Raw genomic sequence first — 16344 nt, 5'->3', positions numbered from 1 at the left:
TACAGCCCCGGGTTAGGCCGCTATCCCGCCCTTGACTCTCCGGTGCTGCCGGTGCCGGGCCGGTGCCAGGCGTGAGTGCGCCCCGGCGAGGACCTCGCTGCCGTCAGGCACCGTGCTGTCGCTGTCCAGGTGGGCGCCGTGTTCGATCAGGACGCTGGAACCAATCCTTGAGTGGCTGCCAATGTGGACCCGGTTGCCGATCACCGTGCCCCGGCCAATGCGCACGCCATCGCCGATCACCGTCCGGTCACCGATCGTCGCGTCCCGGTCGATCCAGCTGCCGTGTCCAATCCGGCAGCCTGCACCCACCCTGGCCCCGTGTTCCACATAGCTCATGGAGCCGATCCTGGCGCTGTCGGCCACGATGGCTCCAGGTGCAATGAGGCCGCCGCCGTTGTCGTGGCGGGCATACCGGGTGACCTTGCCGGCGTCGTCCTCAACTGACACAAACTTTGCGGTCATACCATCCCTCGTTAACGCCGCGGTTATTTACCGCGCAGTAGGTTAACGGCTGGGAGTGCCGTGGGATTCCCAATCGGGAAGGTAAAGAGGCCGAAAGCTACGCCACCAGGTTGGCTGCCGCGGTGTCCATGTGTTCCAGGATGGTCTTGCGGGCCAGGGTGGCATCCCCGGTGTCGATGGCGGCGACGATGTCCTTGTGCCGGTCCACGCTCATGTTGCTGACGCCTTTTTCCAGGCCGGCGAACATGATGGACATCCGGATGGAGCCCTCCAGGGATTCCCAGGAGTGGAGCAGTGTTTCGTTGCCGGTGAGCCGGCACAGCGTGCGGTGGAATTCGAGATCGGATTCGATCCGCGCCTCAAGGCTGCCGCTGGCCGCGGCCTCCATGGCGTCAATGGCCTTGTGCAGTGATTCGGTGACCTGCTGCCGGTCCGGCAGTTCGCACAGGGTCCGGGCAGCCAGGGACTCCAGGGCGGCGCGGACGGAGTAAATGTCCCGGATTTCCTTTTCGTCCAGGTGCCGGACGGACAGCCTGCCGCGGGGGCCGGCGGACAGCAGGCCCTCCTGCTCCAGTTGGCGGAGGGCTTCGCGAAGGGTGCCGCGGCTGATCTGCAGCATCTCGGACAGCTCGGTTTCCACCAGGTGGCGGCCGGGTTCCAGTTCTCCGCTGGTGATGGCGGTCCTCAGCGCCGAGAGCGCCTGCTCGCGCAGGCTCTTCTTTTCCAGTCCCAGCAAGGGGGCGGTCAGTCCGGCCATGGCTTCTGTCCTCAATGTCATAAGTCGACTGTTTACAGTCGGTAGTAGTTTCGATAGTACGGCAGAATGCACGGCACCGGCTTAGGACCGGTGCCGTGCATTTTCCATCTGGTGCCTGGCCTTTAGCCGAGTTCGGCCAGGACCTTGGCGACGATGCGGTCTGTGGCCAGCCCGTAGCGCTCGTGCAGGGTGGGCAGGGCGCCGGCGTCCAGGAACTGGTCGGGGAGCGCCACGGGCACCACCCGCTTGCCCAGGCCCGCGGTGACGACGGCGGAGGCGACGGTTTCGAACAGTCCGCCCACCACGGAGTGGTTTTCCAGGGTGACGGCGAGCCGGTCGGTGTTGATCTCCTTGAGGACGGTTTCGGCGTCGAACGGCTTGATGGTGGGGGTGTGCACGACGGCGACGTCCACGTTGTGTGCCGCCAGCGCCTTGGCTGCCTGCAGCGCACGCATGGTCATCAGGCCGGAGGAGATGAAGACGACGTCGTTGCCGCCGCGCAGCACCTTGGCCTTGCCGAGTTCGAACGTGTAGTCGTACTCGTCCAGGACGGTGGGCACGTTGCCGCGCAGCAGGCGCAGGTAGGTGGGTCCTTCGGAGGCGGCGAGCTGCGGCACTGCCTGTTCGATGTCGATCGAGTCGCAGGGGTCCACGATGGTCAGGTTGGGCATGCCGCGGAAGATCGCCATGTCCTCCGTGGCCTGGTGGCTTGGGCCGTAACCGGTGGTCAGGCCGGGCAGGCCGCCCACGATGTTGACGTTCAGGTTCGGTTCGGCCGCGTCCAGGCAGAGGAAGTCGTAGGCGCGGCGGGCGGCGAACACCGAGTAGGTGGACGCGAACGGGACGAGGCCGGTTTCGGCCAGGCCCGCGGCGGCGCCGAAGAGCAGCTGCTCGGCCATGCCCATCTGGAAGAACCGCTCCGGGAAGGCCTTGGCGAAGATGTGCATGTCCGTGTACTTGCCCAGGTCCGCGGTCAGGCCCACGATCCTGTCGTTCTCCTGCGCGGCCTTGACCAGGGCGTGACCGAACGGCGCGGAGGACGTCTTCTGTCCCGGGTCCGCGAAGGATGCGATCATCGCCGAGGTCTTCAGCTTCGGCTTGGCCGCGGCTGCGGTATCGGGAGCCTCGGTGGTGGTGCTCATGCTGAAGCCTTTCCTTCATATCCGGCGGTGAGCTGCTCGCGGCAGGTCTGCCATTCGTTTTCTTCGATGCGCATGAAGTGCGCCTTTTCGCGGTCCTCGAGCAGGGGGACGCCGCGGCCCACCTTGGTGTCGCACAGGATCACGGAGGGACGTCCGACGGCGGCGGCCTGGGCGGCTGCGTTGTCGAACGCTGCCAGCAGCGCGCCGACGTCGTTCCCGTCCACCCGCTGCGTGTACCAGCCGAACGATTCCCACTTTTCGGTGACCGGCTCAGTCCGGAGCACGGTGTCGGTCTTGCCGTCGGCCTGCAGGGCGTTGATGTCCACCATGGCGGTGAGGTTGCCCAGCTGGTGGTGGTGCGCGCCCATGGCCGCTTCCCAGGTGGAGCCCTCGTCCAGCTCGCCATCGGAGAGGAAGTTGAACACCCGGGCGCTTGAGCCCTGGTAGCGCAGGCCCAAAGCCATGCCGACGGCGATGGTCAGGCCGTGCCCCAGGGAGCCGCCGGAAATTTCCATGCCGGGGGTGTAGGTGGACATCCCGGACATGGGCAGCCGCGAGTCGTCCGAGCCGTAGGTTTCCAGCTCCTCGACCGGGACGATGCCGGCCTCCGCCAGGGCGGCGTAGTGGCCGATGGCGTAGTGCCCGGTGGAGAGCAGGAACCGGTCCCGGCCCTCCCAGTGCGGGTCATCCGCGCGGAATTTCAGCTGGTCCCCGTAGACGGCGGCGAGCATGTCCGCGGCGCCCAGTGCCTGGCCCACGTACCCCTGGCCCTGCACCTCGCCCATGTTCAGGGCGTGGTGCCGGATCCGGTAGGCGGCGGCGCTGATCCTGTCCACACGTTCCGGGGTCACTGCGGTCTGCAGTGCGTTGTCCTGGACTGTATCTGTAGGCATTACTGGCTCCGTGATCGTTTGGTGCGTGCGGGTCATTCAGGCGTTGACGGTGTTGGGGGTGCTTTTGGTGGCTTCGTCGGCGAGCTCCCGTTCGCGCTTGCCCCAGGTTTCCCGGGTGGCGATGGCGGCCCAGAGGCCGATCAGGGCGTAGGCGCCGAAGAGCAGTGCCGGGCCCATCCAGCCGAAGCTGACGAACAGCAGGGTGGTGATGAACGGGGTGAAGCCGGAGACCATGGCGGAGATCTGGTAGGCCAGGCTGGCGCCGGAGGCGCGGGTGCGGGCCTGGAAGAGCTCGGGGAACCACGAGCCCTGGGCACCGGCGAGCGAGTTCTGGCAGACAGCGTACGAGATCACGATGGTGATGATGATGGCAATGAACAGGCCGGTGTTGACCAGCAGGAACATCGGGATGGCGAACAGTGCGGCAAAGGCGGTGGACCAGACGTACAGGGGGCGGCGCCCGATGCGGTCCGTCAGTGCTGCCCAGGCCTGGGTGGCGAAGATGCCGATGGCCGACGCGATGCAGAGGGCGATCAGGGTCTGGCTCTTGTCCGCCAGGTGCTGGCTGTTGATGTAGGAAATCATGTAGGTGATGGAGACGGCGTAGCCGGCGGTCTCGGCGATGCGCAGGCCGATGCCCTTGACGATGTTGCGCCAGTCAGTCTTGATGACCTCGACGATCGGGGCCTTGACGATGGTGCCGCTGTCCTTGACTTCATCGAAGACCGGGGACTCGGGAACCTTGGAACGGATGATGAGGCCCACGATCACCAGCAGGATGCTGGCGAGGAACGGGATGCGCCAGGCGAGTTCGTTGCCGAGCTGGACGCTGAAGAGGAAGGTCAGGTTGGCCAGCAGCAGGCCCACGGGGAAGCCGGCCTGGACGATCCCGGTGTACTTGCCCTTTGATTTCCAGGGGGCGTGCTCGTAGCTCATCAGGATGGCGCCGCCCCACTCCGCACCGAAGGCCAGGCCCTGGACGATGCGGACGAAGACGAGCAGTGCGGGGGCAAGCAGCCCCACCGCTGCGTAGGTGGGGAGCAGGCCGATGGCGAACGTGGCCAGGCCCATCAGGATCAGCGAGGCAACCAGGACGGGCTTGCGGCCCACCTTGTCACCAAGGTGGCCGCCGATGATGCCGCCCAGCGGACGGGCCGCAAAGCCGACGCCCAAGGTGGCGAAGGAGGCAAGCGTGCCGGTGACGGGATCGCTGCCGGGGAAGAACGCGGTGCCGAAGTACAGTGCGGCAGCGGTGCCGAAGCCGATGAAGTCATACGTCTCGATGACGGCCCCAACGCCGGATCCGATGGCAACTCGGCGGGCGTCCTTGGTGCCGTGCACCGGGCCGCGCATGGTCAGAGCATCTTTGCTCATGGTGGTTCCCTTTCGAAAAGCGGCTGAAGAAGTCCGCCGCTGTCGACTGTTAACAAACTGGTACGACCCAGTGTGACGCACATCATCTACACTGTCAACAGTCGACTTTCAGAGTTGACTGTTGACAGTTAACGCCACTACTGTGGTGTCCATCACTACCGCTCGGCACGATTCAAAGGATCAATGATGTTCCATTCCAGACTTGGGTGCTCATCCATCAGCTTCCGGCACCAGGACCTGGGCACTGCCCTGGGCACCATGAAGGGTCTTGGTTTCGAGGAGATCGATCTGGGCGCCCTGCCCGGGGTCTGCGACCACGTGCCGTACGAACTTGACGGGGCCGCCGTGGCGGCGGTGTCGCAGGAAGTCGTCGCCTCCGGTGTGCGGGTCCGTTCAGTGAATGGCGACATCGGGGACCTGAACGCAGTCCTCGACGCCGATGGGCAGGACGCCAGGCGGCGCCACCTGGACGCCCTGCTCACCCTCACGGCCAACATCGGGGCCAAAGCCCTGGTGCTGCCCTGCGGCGCCCTGGACCACAACCCGGTCCGGAGCGTCGAGGGAGACCTGGACCTCATTGCCGCGCAGCTCGCTGCTGCTGGCCGGCGCGCTGCAGAGTTCGGCGTCGAACTCTGGACCGAATCCCTGCACTTCCTGCGGTTCTGCTGGAACCTGGAACGTGCGGGACTGCTGGCCGACCGGCTGGCCGGATCCGGCGTCGGAATCGTCATGGACTTCAGCCACATCACCGCCGCCGGCGAGGACGTCCAGGCGTATCTTGACCGGCACCCCGGCCGCATCAGCCATGTCCACCTGCGCGACGCCGTGCCGGGGAACATCAACCTCAGCATCGGCAACGGCGAGGCCGACTTCGCCGGCGGCCTGAAGCGGCTGGCCGCGGACGGCTACACGGGCCACTTCTCCCTGGAACTGGAGACCCGGGACGTCACCCATGACGAACGCCCGGCCGCCGCCGCCAAGGCTGCAAGCTTCATCACCGACCTCATCTGAACTGAACAACCCAAGGAGCACCACCATGACCGCCATCCAGCGCACCGCCGTCCTCACCGGAGCAACTTCGGACCGGGGCATCGGCATCACCACCGCCCGCCGCTACGCCCGTGAGGGCTGGGGCATCGTCATCCTGGACCTTGACGGCGAGAAGTCCGCCAAGGTCGCAGCCGAAATCGGCAATGAATTCAACGTTCCCGCCTTCGGCCACGAGATCGACGTCGCCAACGAAGCCTCCGTCAGCGCAGCCCAGGCCGCCGTCGCCGCAGAGGTGGCCGCCGGCAACCTCCCGCCCGTCGGTGCCTTGGCCAACATCGCCGGCATCACCTCCCCGGTTCCGTTCCTGGAGACCACCCTTGAGCTGTGGCACAAGGTCATGGACGTCAACGCCACCGGCACCTACCTGGTGACCAAGGCGTTCCTGCCGGAAATGATCGAGAACGGCTGGGGCCGGATCGTGAACATGTCCTCCGTCTCCGCCCAGCGCGGCGGCGGCGTCTTTGGCAAGGTCCCCTACTCCGCCGCCAAGGCAGCCATCCTGGGATTCACCAAGGCCCTGGCCCGCGAACTGGGCGCCACCGGCGTCACCGTCAACGCCATCACCCCGGGTGCCGTGGACACCAACATCCGCGTGGGCAGCACCGAGGAGCAGGAAGCCGCCATCAACGCGGGCATCCCGCTGGGCCGGAACGCCACCACGGAAGAAGTGGCCTCCGTCATCACCTTCCTGTCCTCCGAGGACTCCGCCTACCTCACCGGCACCACCATCGACATCAACGGCGGCAGCCACATCCACTAGCAGCAACAGCTCCCAGACCACCCCGGATGCCGGAGAACCCCCATGACCAAAATCTTCAATGACCCCTCAGAGTTTGCCGAGGAGGCCCTGGCAGGCTTCTGCGACGTCCACTCCGACCTGGTTCGGCAGGTTCCCGGTGGCGCTGTCCGCCGGTACCGGCCGGCGCAGCCCAAAGTCGCCGTCCTGGCCGGCGGCGGCTCGGGGCACTACCCCGCCTTCGCCGGGCTGGTCGGCGCCGGCTTCGCCGACGGCGCGGTGGTGGGAAACATCTTCACCTCGCCCTCCGCCCAGCAGGCCTACTCGGTGGCCAAGGCCGCCGAGTCCGGCGCCGGCGTCGTCTTCACCTACGGCAACTACGCCGGCGACGTGATGAACTTCGGCATGGCCAGCGAACGCCTGGCCGCCGAGGGCATCCCCGTGGAGAACGTCCTGGTGACGGACGACATCGCCAGCGCCCCGCCGTCGGAATCCGCTAAGCGCCGTGGCATCGCCGGTGACTTCACCGTGTTCAAGGTAATGGGGGCGGCGGCGGACAACGGCGCGGACCTCGCGGAGGTGGTGCGGCTGGGCCGCAAGGCCAACGACCTGACGCGGACCATCGGCAGCGCGTTTGCCGGCTGCACCTTCCCGGGCGCCGACTCACCGCTGTTCACGCTGCCCGAAGGGCAGATGGGCCTGGGCCTGGGCATCCACGGCGAGCCCGGCCTGCACGACACGGACCTGCCTTCGGCGAAGGACCTCGGGCAGGAACTGGTGTCCCGGGTGCTCTCTGAAACGCCACCTCACGCCGGCAAGCGCATCGCCGTCATCCTCAACGGCCTCGGCTCCACGAAGCATGAGGAGCTCTTTGTCCTCTGGGGAGCCGTGGCGCCGCTGCTCCGCGCGGCCGGCTACACGCTGGTGATGCCCGAGGTGGGCGAGTTGGTGACCAGCCTGGACATGGCCGGCGTCTCGCTCACGGTCACCTGGCTGGATGAGGAACTTGAGCGGCTGTGGGTTGCCCCTGCGGAGACGCCCGCCTACCGCCGTGGCAACGCGGCCCTGGAGTCCGGGACCCGTGGCGTCGAGGAAACGTCCGACGGCGGCGCGGCCGCCGCTTCGTTCGTCGCCACGGACGCCTCCCGCGAGTACGCCGCCGCCTGCGTAGCGGCCATTGACGCCGCCCGTTCGTCGCTGCACGACGCCGAAGAGCGGCTGGGCCGCATGGATGCTATTGCCGGCGACGGCGACCACGGACGTGGAATGGTGCGCGGCGTGGATGCGGCAGCCGCCGCAGCGTCGGATGCCCTGGCCGGCGGGGCCGGCGCCGGGGATGTGCTTGCCGCTGCCGGTGATGCCTGGGCGGACAAGGCCGGAGGCACCTCCGGCGTCCTGTGGGGAGCGGCGCTGCGTGCATTTGGCGAGACGCTGGGCAACTCCTCGGCGCCCGAACCCGGTGCCCTTGCGGCAGCCGTGACCGCATTCGCTGACCGGATCATCCAGTTGGGCAAGGCCGAAACAGGCGACAAGACCATGGTGGATGCCCTGCTGCCCTTCGCTTCCGCCTTTAGCCGCGCAGTGGCCGAGGGCGTGGAAACGGGCCGTGCATGGCAGGAGGCCGCGCAGGAGTCCGCTGCTGCGGCGGAAGCCACCGCGGACCTCCTTCCGCTCAAGGGCCGTGCCCGCCCGCTGGCCGAGAAGAGCCTGGGCACGCCGGACCCCGGTGCAACCTCCCTGGCGATGGTCTTCGCCGTGGTGGGGCCGCACTTCACCCGCGCAACCGCTGCCACTGTGCAGGCGTCAGCGAAGTAATGGCAACGAAAGGAAACACCATGGGGCTGCGGCTCATTGTCGGCGCGGACGAGGCCGGCGTCGATTACAAGGACAAGATCCTGGCGGACCTGCGCACCGACCCCCGGGTCAGCGAGGTCCTCGACATCGGCGTCAACCGAAGCGACGCCCCGGACGACTTCACCAGGCCCTACCCCTACGTGGGCATCACAGCCGGCGAGATGATCCGGGACGGTGCCGCTGACCGGGCCATCCTCTTCTGCGGCACCGGAATCGGCGTGGCGATCGCTGCGAACAAAGTGGACGGCATCCGCGCCACCGCTGCCCACGACTCCTTCTCCGTGGAACGCTCCATCCTGTCCAACGACTGCCAGGTGCTCACCATGGGCCAGCGCGTGGTGGGCATCGAGCTCGCACGGCGGCTTGCGAAGGAATGGATCGGCTACACGTTCGATCCGACGTCGGCCTCCGCCGGGAAGGTCAAGGTCCTCACCGACTTTGAGGGCTGCTAGCGCTGGCGCTGAAGCTGGGCGGGCTTACCCGTCCAGCTTCGCGCGGAGCCCTCCGATGATGACGTCGAGCCCGAAGTCGAACGCATGGTTGCCGCGCTCCGCCGGAGGGCCGGCATGGCTGACGGCGCGCTTGAGCGTGGGATAGCCCTCCGCCGGCGGATCCCAGACGACGTCCGGCGCGGCCAGATCCAGGGCCGCGCCCAACGCAAAGCTGTCAATCGTGGAAATCGCCGACACCACGTCCCGGCCACGGAAACCGGCAGCCTCCAAGGCAAGCGCGAGGTCCTCGTAAAGCCCGATGACCTCGGGGTCGGTAATGGACTGGAGCACCATCAGGGGTGCCAGCCGCGGATGGCGGGCAAAGGCGTCCCGGTAGGCGCGGATCAGGATCCGCAGGGCACCTTCCCAGTCCTCATGGTCCACCGGCGGATACGGCTCCTCGGTGATGATGCGGTGCCTGAGCAGTTCCAGGATCTGGTCCCGTCCCGAGACGTGGTTGTAGATCGAGGACTGACTCACGCCGATCTTCCTGGCGAGTTTGGGAAAGCTGAAATCCCCGCTCTGGTCCACCAGTTCAAGTGCGGCCGTCGTGAGGGCCTCCACGGAAATCAATGGGAGGGGCGGGCGGCCCATCGGTTCTCCTCACTGCAGCTCTTGGACATCGGCTCCAGCCTAGCGGGCTGACACATATCCGCCCGTGCCGGCAAAACTATTGTGCTCTGGACCACTTGGTCCCATACTAAACGAAAGCCTTTCGTTTAAGTGGGCTTCAAGGAAAGGACAGAGCTGTGCCCGAGACCAAAACAAAACCAATTGCGCCGTCCGTGGATGGCGCACTCAAGCGCAATGCCCTGGGCACCGGAGGCATAGCCTTCCTGGTGATCTCGGCTGCGGCACCCCTGACAGTGATGGCGGGCGTGGCCCCGGTGGCGATCGGAGTAGCGGGCATCGGCGCCCCTGCCGGTTACCTCCTGGCGGGCATCGTCCTGACCCTCTTCGCCATCGGTTTCATGGCGATGACGCGCCACGTCAAAGCCTCCGGCGGCTTCTACACTTACATCTCGATTTCTTTGGGAAAGACCGTGGGGCTGGCGTCCGCCATCCTTGCGATCATCTCCTACAACTGCCTCCAGATCGGCGTCTACGGGCTCTTCGCCGTCCAGACGCATGACATGCTGCAGGTCCTCTTTGGGCTTGAGGTTCCGTGGCCCGCCATTGCCCTCATCGCCGTCGCGGCCGTCTGGTTCCTGGGATACCGGGGGATCGACGTGGGCGCCAAAGTCCTCGGCGTCCTCCTGGTCGCGGAAACAGGCATTCTCGGCGTGATGGGCGTGGGCATCCTCAGCAGCGGTGGCGCACACGGTATCAGCCTGGGCTCCTTCAGCCCCGGGCAGGCCTTTGGACCTGGCGTCCTGGCAATCCTGGGCATCTGCTTCGCCGCCTTCATGGGCTTTGAATCCACGGTGTTGTACCGCTCCGAAGCCCGCAACCCGGATCAGTCAGTTCCCCGCGCCATGTACATCGCGGTGGGCTTCATGTCCGTGTTCTATGCCTTCATCGTCTGGGCCGTCATCCAGGCCTTTGGCGACGACCAGGTGGTGGAAGCCGCTGGCGAACTGTCCGGCGGGATGTTCTTCCAGACCATAGGGCAGTATGTGGGACCCTGGGCTGAAACTGCCATGTACGTCCTGATCGTCACCAGCGTCTACGCATCACAACTGGCGTTCCACAACGCCATCAACCGCTATGTCTACATGCTGGCCAGGGACGGGGTCCTGCCGGCGTTCCTCGGCCGCACGCACCACCGGTTCAGGTCACCGCACCGTGCCGGGCAGCTGCAGACCCTGTTGGCAGCGGTGGTCATCACTGTCTGCGCCATCCTGAACGCGGACCCGTACCAGCAGCTCCTGATCTGGGTGAACACCCCGGGCATCTTCGGCATCGTGGGCCTCCAGGGGCTGGTGTCCGTGGCAGCATTCCTGTACCTCCGCCGGAACCCTGCTGCTGCCCGCAACAAACTCCTCGCCCCGCTCAGCCTCGTATCAGCGGTCCTGCTCTTCGGCGTCGTCATCCTCATCGCACTGAACATCGAACTCCTTACCGCGGCCGACGCCCTGACCAACACCATCCTGATCCTGGTTACGCCTGTGGTGTTCGCCGGGGGCCTGCTGGCCGCCCGGTGGCTGCGCCGCCGTCGTCCTGCCACCTTTGACCGCATTGGAAGCTTCGAAGCACATGAATGACATGAATCCTGACCTCATTATCCTTGCCGGCACAGTCCACACCATGGACGGGACACCCAACGGACCTGCGCCCCAGGCTGTAGCGGTCCGGGACGGGCACATCCAGGCGGTTGGAACGCGGCGCGACGCGCAGTCCTGGGGTCCGGCCGAGGTCATCGATTTCGGTGACGCCGTCCTTACCCCGGGGTTGGTCGACTGCCACGTCCACCCCGTCATGGGCCTGGACATGACACGCGGCTGCGACCTCTCCGGCATCACGGACCTTGCCGCCGTGCGCGCCTTGCTGCGGGCAGAGGCGGCGGCAACGCCGGCGGGCGAATGGGTCCGCGGCTGGGGACTCGACCCAAATGCCTTCGGGTCAGCGCCGCCGCACCGGGAGCTGATCGACGACGTCGTGGCCGGCCGCCCGGCCGTGATCCGGCTGTTCGATGCCCATTCCGCCCTGGCGAGCACGGCGGCGCTGGAAACCGCCGGCATCACCGGGCCACGGCACTTCGACCAGGCAGCCGAAGTGGTCTGCGACGGCAGGGGGAACCCCACCGGTCTCCTGCTCGAAGCCGCGGCTTTGGACCTGGTCCTGAAACATATGCCCCAGGAGACTTTCCAGGAACGGAAGCGCCGGCTGGGTGAGCTCTTTGATTCGTTCTCCCGGGCAGGCCTGACGGGCATCCATGTCATGGACTGCGGGGAGGGAACCCTGGAGCTCCTTGCCGCCCTTGAGAACGATTTGGCCGGATGCGGCAGGGGCCTGCCGGTGCGCGTGCGGGTTTCGCCATGGTGCATGCCGGGAAGCGGGGAGGCCGACTGGCGGCGGCTGGTGGAGCAGGTCAGGACTGCTCGGGGCTCCCGGTGGGAAGTGGCCGGAATCAAGCTGTTCGTGGACGGCACGGTGGACAACGGCACGGCCTGGCTTTTTGAGCCCGACAGCCACGGCCAGTCCGTCGCACCCTTTTGGCCAAGCCCGGAGGAGTACAACCGGGCCATCAGGTTCTTCGCAAGCCAGGGCATTCCCACCGCAACCCATGCCATCGGTGACGCCGGCGTGGCGGCAGTGCTGGCAGCGTTCGAGGATCTTCCGGCGGACCTGCCCCGGGCTCCGCACCGGATCGAGCACCTTGAAACGGTCCCGGACGGACTCATCCAAAGGTTCGCCGGTTCCGGCCTGATCGCCAGCATGCAGCCCAGCCACTGCACCCACTATTCGCGCGCGGACCAGACGGACAACTGGTCAAGGCGGTTGGGAAAAGAACGGGCGGACCGTGGATGGCGGTCCGCTGACCTCCGGTCCGCAGGCGTAACGCTCGCGCTTGGCTCCGATTGGCCTGTCGCCCCCTTTCCGCCCCTTCCGATCCTCGCAGACGCGCAACTTCGGCGGCGGTCGGGCCACCCGGATGAACAGCCGATTGTGCCGGGCCAGGCGCTCACAGCACGCCAGGCGCTGGAAGGCTACACCTCGCACGCGGCCGAAGCTGCAGGGGAGCGGACGGTATCGGGCTCGGTAACGGTGGGCAAGCGCGCTGATTTCACCGTTTTCGACGTTGATCCACTGTCAACGGCCCCTGATGAGCTGGCGCAGGGTCACGTGCTGGCCACTGTGGTGAACGGCCTGCTGCAGCACTGTTCCGTGGGCGTCGCCGGCTGGCGGCGGCGGATTTTGCCCCAGGGGTTTTGCCCCAGCCCCCGCCGCGCGGGGGCTGGGCTTACGTGATCCCCCTTCCTAGACTGGGGTGATGATCACAGTCACCGGAAGTGTGGAAACCAACCTGTCCGCGGAGAAGGCCTTTGCCTTCATGAGTGAGTTCGAGAACACCCCCAAGTGGGACCCCAACACGCCCGTCATGGACAAAACCACCCCGGGGCCGGTGGCCGTGGGGCACAAGTACCATGCCGAGTCCGAGTTCCGGGGGAAGCGCCAGACCCTGGTCTACGAGGTCATCGAGCTGACCGACAACCACATCAAGCTGCGCGGCGAGAACAAAACCGTGACTTCCTTCGATTCCATCGACGTTACCCCCAACGGGACCGGTTCGGTGGTGAAGTACACGGCCGAGTTCAGCATCAAGGGACCGGCCAAGATCATCCAGCCCCTCCTGAAGCCCGCCTTCATGTCGCTGCGGGATCCGGCGCTGAACGGCATCCGGGACACCCTCAACGCGCTGGCAGCAGCCTGACGGCTTCGAAAAACTCCCTGATCTCATGGCGGGGGTCGGCTTCAAGCCGGGACTCGCCGTCGAGCACCATGGTGCGCCGCTGCCCTCCAACTCCCGGCCACGGAAGGCGTTCCGTGCCAGGTGTCCCGGTTCCGGCGAAGGCCGCCCAGGCCCGGCTCATGGCGTCGCTGAGGGACACCGGTGCCTTGCCCCGTGTGAGGAAGGCGGCCTCCGGCGCGTCCAGGTGCCGGAAGACGAATGGGATGTCCAGGGCGTGGCAGGCACCCAGTTTCCCGCCCATGGCCGGGCTGCGCCATGTGAACAGGTAGGCGAAGTCCTTCCCGGCGGCTCCTTCACCGGTCGCTCCGTGGGCCAACCGGCCTGCGGCAGCCGCCTGCCTCGCGTCCAGCAGCCGGTTGCTGGGCTGGCGGTAAAGGGAATCCGCGATGGCGGCTTCCAGGAGTTCCTTGCCTGACGGTTCCCTGCCCAGCACCCTGGTGAGCGCCTCCGTATAGCCGGGGGCAAGCGCCGGCGGCACCCCCGCTCCGCACAGCACGGCGGCCGCACGGTCCGGGTAGCCCGGGTCCGACCCCGTGTCCGGGCGCATCTCGACGGCGAATGAGCCCTCGTTCAGGTTGGTGCCGATCAGCAGGTCCACCCCGAAGTTGACCCCGTTGCCGATACTTTCCAGCGGTGGCAACGGAAGCGACGGCGTGCCCACCGTGGGCTGGAATGGCAATGGAACCGCGAAGGACTCCGCCGCAGCACGCTGTTCCAGGGCGGCCTGCGCTTCCAGCAGCCGCTCCACAGGGAGGGTCAGCAGTTGGTTGGCGGAGGAGGCATCCAGACCACACAACTCAAGGAATGTGGCGCTGATCCGCGCCGAGTCCTCCGGCCGGCGGCAGCGCTCGGCCGTGCCGCTTTGCATGATGGCCCGGCGGAAGAGCCCTTCCGACGCCGGCATGCCCAGCAGGGTGCCGATGGCTGCGGCGCCTGCGGACTCCCCGAAGATGGTCACGTTGTGCGGGTCGCCGCCGAAGGCGCCGATGTTGCGGCGGATCCAGCGCAGGGCCTCCAGCTGGTCCAGCAGGGCGAGGTTGGACGAATCGGCGTAACCGGGCCCCAGCAGGTCCGCCAGGTGCAGGAAACCCAGCGCGCCCAGGCGGTAGTTGATGGATACCAGCACCACGCCCGCCGCAGCCGCCAGCCGGGCGCCGTCGTACATTGCGTCACTGTTGGCGCCCATGAGGTAGGCGCCGCCATGGATCCATACCATTACGGGCCTGGCCGGGCCTTCCGTTGCCGGCGTCCAGATGTTCAGGTTGAGGCAAGCCTCTTCGCTCCAGGTGCGCGGCGTAGTGCCGGGAGGGGCATGGGACTCGGGATTCTGGGGCGCGGCGGGGCCAGGTGCGGTGCAATCAAGCACCCCGCTCCATGGCGATACCGGTACCGGCGGGCGGAATCGGTTGCTTCCCGACGGCGGCTCCGCGTAGGGGATGCCAAGGAACCGGTGGACGGTGGTCCCGTCAGTCTCAAATGAATTGCCCAGGACGGATCCGTCCGGAGTGGAGAGGGGCGTCATGGTTGACAGGTTACGACACGGGCGAAGGTAGGCTGGCATCACCGTTCGGCAGTGGGCGGCCACAGAGGTGTGGCTTTTAACCAATGTCCGGGAGGTAAGACGCGTGCTCCATGCCGGCGTGCCTGAAGACGAGGATTTTGCAGACGTTGCCCTGCATCTCCAGGAGTCCTTCCTGCAGAACCCTGAAGTTGAGGCATTTCTCCAGGATCTTGCAGCCTACGCGGCGGCCCGGCTTGGCGGGGAGGGGCACGTGTGCTCCTGCGAAATCGTGGTGCTGCGGCCCAAAAAACCCGCGGCATGTGCCAGCAGCCACCGCAGTGCACAACTCCTCTGCCAGCTGGAGGCCACGCTTGGCGATGGTCCCGGCGCCACGGCCATGCGGGCAGGAAAGACAGTGCTGGTTTCCGACCTCCGGCGCGAAGACCGCTGGCCGGAGTACGTCCACGCTGTCCAGGAGCAGGGCTTCCGCTCGGTATTGAGTATCCCCGCGCTGCTGGAAGGCGATTCCCAGGGCGTGATTACGTTCCACTGTTCACAGCCCCTCGTCTTTGGCAGCCATGGCATCGGTGCCGCGGAAGCGTTTGTCCGGCAGGCCTCCAAGGGGCTGACACTTGCCCTGCGGATGCTGAAGCTGGAAGAGACCAGGGACGGCATGAGCGCCGCCATGCAGACGCGTACCGTGATCGACCTGGCAACCGGGGCCATCATGGCGCAGAACCGGTGCAGCCAGGCTGCGGCCTTCAAGCTGCTGCGGGACGCGTCCAGCACGCGGAACATGAAACTCCGGGATGTTGCGGCCGCCGTCGTCGCGTCAGTCGCCGGCGCCGCGGACACCTTCACCTACTTCGACGAGTAGGGATCCTTCCGTTCCGGGTCACGGTGTTCCGGCTGCAGGGTGGAAAGGGCGGAACCGCTGAGCGGAGCCCGTAGCGGCAGGCCTTCGGAAGCGCAGTGTTCGTTGACAGCCTGCGCCAGTGCGTCGCGTTCCTTCGTTGAAAGGGCGGCTTCGCCTGCGCAGTAGTCCCGGATGAGCTGTTCAGAGGCGTCCCCGCCCAGCCCAACGAACTCCAGCCACAGCTGTGCCAGATCCAGCCGGTACTCCTTTATCAGAGCGCCGGTCAGGGCCTGCTGGTCCACGGCATCCATCGTCACGTCCTTGCCTTTGGTTGCACTCCTACGGTTGGGATTCGGAACCGGCGGCACCGTGGATGGGAAATGATCCAGGAAAATCCACAAGGGGAATTGACCCAGGCAGGCCGTGGGACCTTTGCCCCTAGGCAGGCAACTCCCGGAAGCAGTCAACTGGAGTGTCCGGAGCCGGCGAGTACACCCGGCGAGCACAACAGGAGGCAGAGACCATGGGCGCATGTGATGTCTGCGGCAGCAGCGAGGGCCGCATGTTCACCGTCAATATGGGGAACCAGACAGGCACGTTCGACAGCTTCGAATGCGCCATCCACATGATGGCTCCCGCATGTGAGCACTGCGGTTGCCGGATCCTGGGCCACCCCGTGGAAAGCCAAGCAGGCATCTACTGCTGCCTGCACTGTGCCAAGGAAGCAGGGAATCCCCACCAGGCCGCCAAACCTGAGCACTCCACGGTGGCCGTTCCGGCACACGGTGCATCAGCGGGCCAGGCCTAGTCCCGC

General features: G+C 66.6%; 17 protein-coding genes. 9 read left to right on the top strand and 8 right to left on the bottom strand.

Annotation, left to right across the window (positions count from 1 at the left end; translation table 11 throughout):
- Window positions 1-12 precede the first annotated feature (12 nt).
- The 5 genes from ACV095_RS19180 to ACV095_RS19160 form a co-directional block, all read right to left on the bottom strand.
- Window positions 13-462, bottom strand: coding sequence for a DapH/DapD/GlmU-related protein (locus tag ACV095_RS19180; protein ID WP_018770894.1), 450 nt, complete (start codon window positions 460-462; stop codon window positions 13-15).
- 97 nt (window positions 463-559) lie between these two features.
- Window positions 560-1219, bottom strand: coding sequence for a GntR family transcriptional regulator (locus ACV095_RS19175; protein WP_018770893.1), 660 nt, complete (start codon window positions 1217-1219; stop codon window positions 560-562).
- 122 nt (window positions 1220-1341) lie between these two features.
- Window positions 1342-2361, bottom strand: a complete 1020-nt coding sequence (locus tag ACV095_RS19170) for a transketolase family protein (protein ID WP_018770892.1) — start codon at window positions 2359-2361, stop codon at window positions 1342-1344.
- A complete protein-coding gene (locus tag ACV095_RS19165; RefSeq protein WP_134165267.1) occupies window positions 2358-3254 on the bottom strand; it encodes a transketolase in 897 nt (298 codons plus the stop codon). The genes ACV095_RS19170 and ACV095_RS19165 overlap by 4 nt, the downstream gene beginning before the upstream one ends.
- A 36-nt stretch (window positions 3255-3290) precedes the next feature.
- Window positions 3291-4628, bottom strand: coding sequence for an MFS transporter (locus tag ACV095_RS19160; protein ID WP_018770890.1), 1338 nt, complete (start codon window positions 4626-4628; stop codon window positions 3291-3293).
- Window positions 4629-4814: 186 nt separating this feature from the next.
- Between ACV095_RS19160 and ACV095_RS19155 the strand changes: the two genes are divergently transcribed.
- Genes ACV095_RS19155 through ACV095_RS19140 form a run of 4 tightly spaced genes read left to right on the top strand, consistent with a single transcriptional unit; the run spans window position 4815 to window position 8720 of the window.
- On the top strand, window positions 4815-5639 hold the full coding sequence (locus ACV095_RS19155; RefSeq protein ID WP_056388308.1) for a sugar phosphate isomerase/epimerase family protein: 825 nt from the start codon (window positions 4815-4817) through the stop codon (window positions 5637-5639).
- 25 nt (window positions 5640-5664) lie between these two features.
- Window positions 5665-6438, top strand: coding sequence for an SDR family NAD(P)-dependent oxidoreductase (locus tag ACV095_RS19150; protein WP_018770888.1), 774 nt, complete (start codon window positions 5665-5667; stop codon window positions 6436-6438).
- A 42-nt stretch (window positions 6439-6480) separates the two neighbouring features.
- On the top strand, window positions 6481-8229 hold the full coding sequence (locus tag ACV095_RS19145) for a dihydroxyacetone kinase family protein (protein WP_268002455.1): 1749 nt from the start codon (window positions 6481-6483) through the stop codon (window positions 8227-8229).
- Window positions 8229-8720: an RpiB/LacA/LacB family sugar-phosphate isomerase gene (locus tag ACV095_RS19140; protein WP_026266011.1), complete on the top strand. Its 492-nt coding sequence runs from the start codon at window positions 8229-8231 to the stop codon at window positions 8718-8720. The genes ACV095_RS19145 and ACV095_RS19140 overlap by 1 nt, the downstream gene beginning before the upstream one ends.
- Before the next feature lie 24 nt (window positions 8721-8744).
- Here the strand turns inward: ACV095_RS19140 and ACV095_RS19135 are convergent, their stop codons facing one another.
- Entirely contained in the window at window positions 8745-9353 is a 609-nt protein-coding gene (locus ACV095_RS19135) for a TetR/AcrR family transcriptional regulator (RefSeq protein WP_018770885.1), read from the bottom strand.
- 155 nt (window positions 9354-9508) lie between these two features.
- Between ACV095_RS19135 and ACV095_RS19130 the strand changes: the two genes are divergently transcribed.
- The 3 genes from ACV095_RS19130 to ACV095_RS19120 are packed head-to-tail and all read left to right on the top strand — an operon-like array spanning window position 9509 to window position 13134.
- Window positions 9509-10963 carry an APC family permease gene (locus ACV095_RS19130; protein ID WP_144600951.1) on the top strand — a complete coding sequence of 485 codons (1455 nt, stop codon included), beginning with the start codon at window positions 9509-9511 and terminating at the stop codon, window positions 10961-10963.
- Between the two features lies 1 nt (window position 10964).
- Window positions 10965-12671: an amidohydrolase gene (locus tag ACV095_RS19125; RefSeq protein ID WP_478223481.1), complete on the top strand. Its 1707-nt coding sequence runs from the start codon at window positions 10965-10967 to the stop codon at window positions 12669-12671.
- A 22-nt stretch (window positions 12672-12693) separates the two neighbouring features.
- On the top strand, window positions 12694-13134 hold the full coding sequence (locus ACV095_RS19120; protein WP_018770882.1) for an SRPBCC family protein: 441 nt from the start codon (window positions 12694-12696) through the stop codon (window positions 13132-13134).
- Here ACV095_RS19120 and ACV095_RS19115 read toward each other — a convergent pair.
- A complete protein-coding gene (locus tag ACV095_RS19115) occupies window positions 13112-14695 on the bottom strand; it encodes a carboxylesterase/lipase family protein (protein ID WP_478222502.1) in 1584 nt (527 codons plus the stop codon). The genes ACV095_RS19120 and ACV095_RS19115 overlap by 23 nt on opposite strands.
- Before the next feature lie 118 nt (window positions 14696-14813).
- On the opposite strand from ACV095_RS19115, the gene ACV095_RS19110 reads away from it, so the two are divergent.
- A complete protein-coding gene (locus ACV095_RS19110; RefSeq protein WP_223993445.1) occupies window positions 14814-15551 on the top strand; it encodes a GAF and ANTAR domain-containing protein in 738 nt (245 codons plus the stop codon).
- Here ACV095_RS19110 and ACV095_RS19105 read toward each other — a convergent pair.
- Window positions 15536-15841, bottom strand: a complete 306-nt coding sequence (locus ACV095_RS19105; protein ID WP_018770879.1) for a hypothetical protein — start codon at window positions 15839-15841, stop codon at window positions 15536-15538. The genes ACV095_RS19110 and ACV095_RS19105 overlap by 16 nt on opposite strands.
- Before the next feature lie 212 nt (window positions 15842-16053).
- Between ACV095_RS19105 and ACV095_RS19100 the strand changes: the two genes are divergently transcribed.
- Window positions 16054-16338 (top strand): hypothetical protein, encoded by a 285-nt coding sequence (locus ACV095_RS19100; RefSeq protein WP_144600947.1) that lies wholly within the window; start codon window positions 16054-16056, stop codon window positions 16336-16338.
- Window positions 16339-16344 lie beyond the last annotated feature (6 nt).

This window comes from Arthrobacter sp. JDC6 (assembly GCF_056484025.1).
Note: the sequence above shows the minus strand (reverse complement) of the source record. Positions and strands in the feature narration are given on the sequence as shown.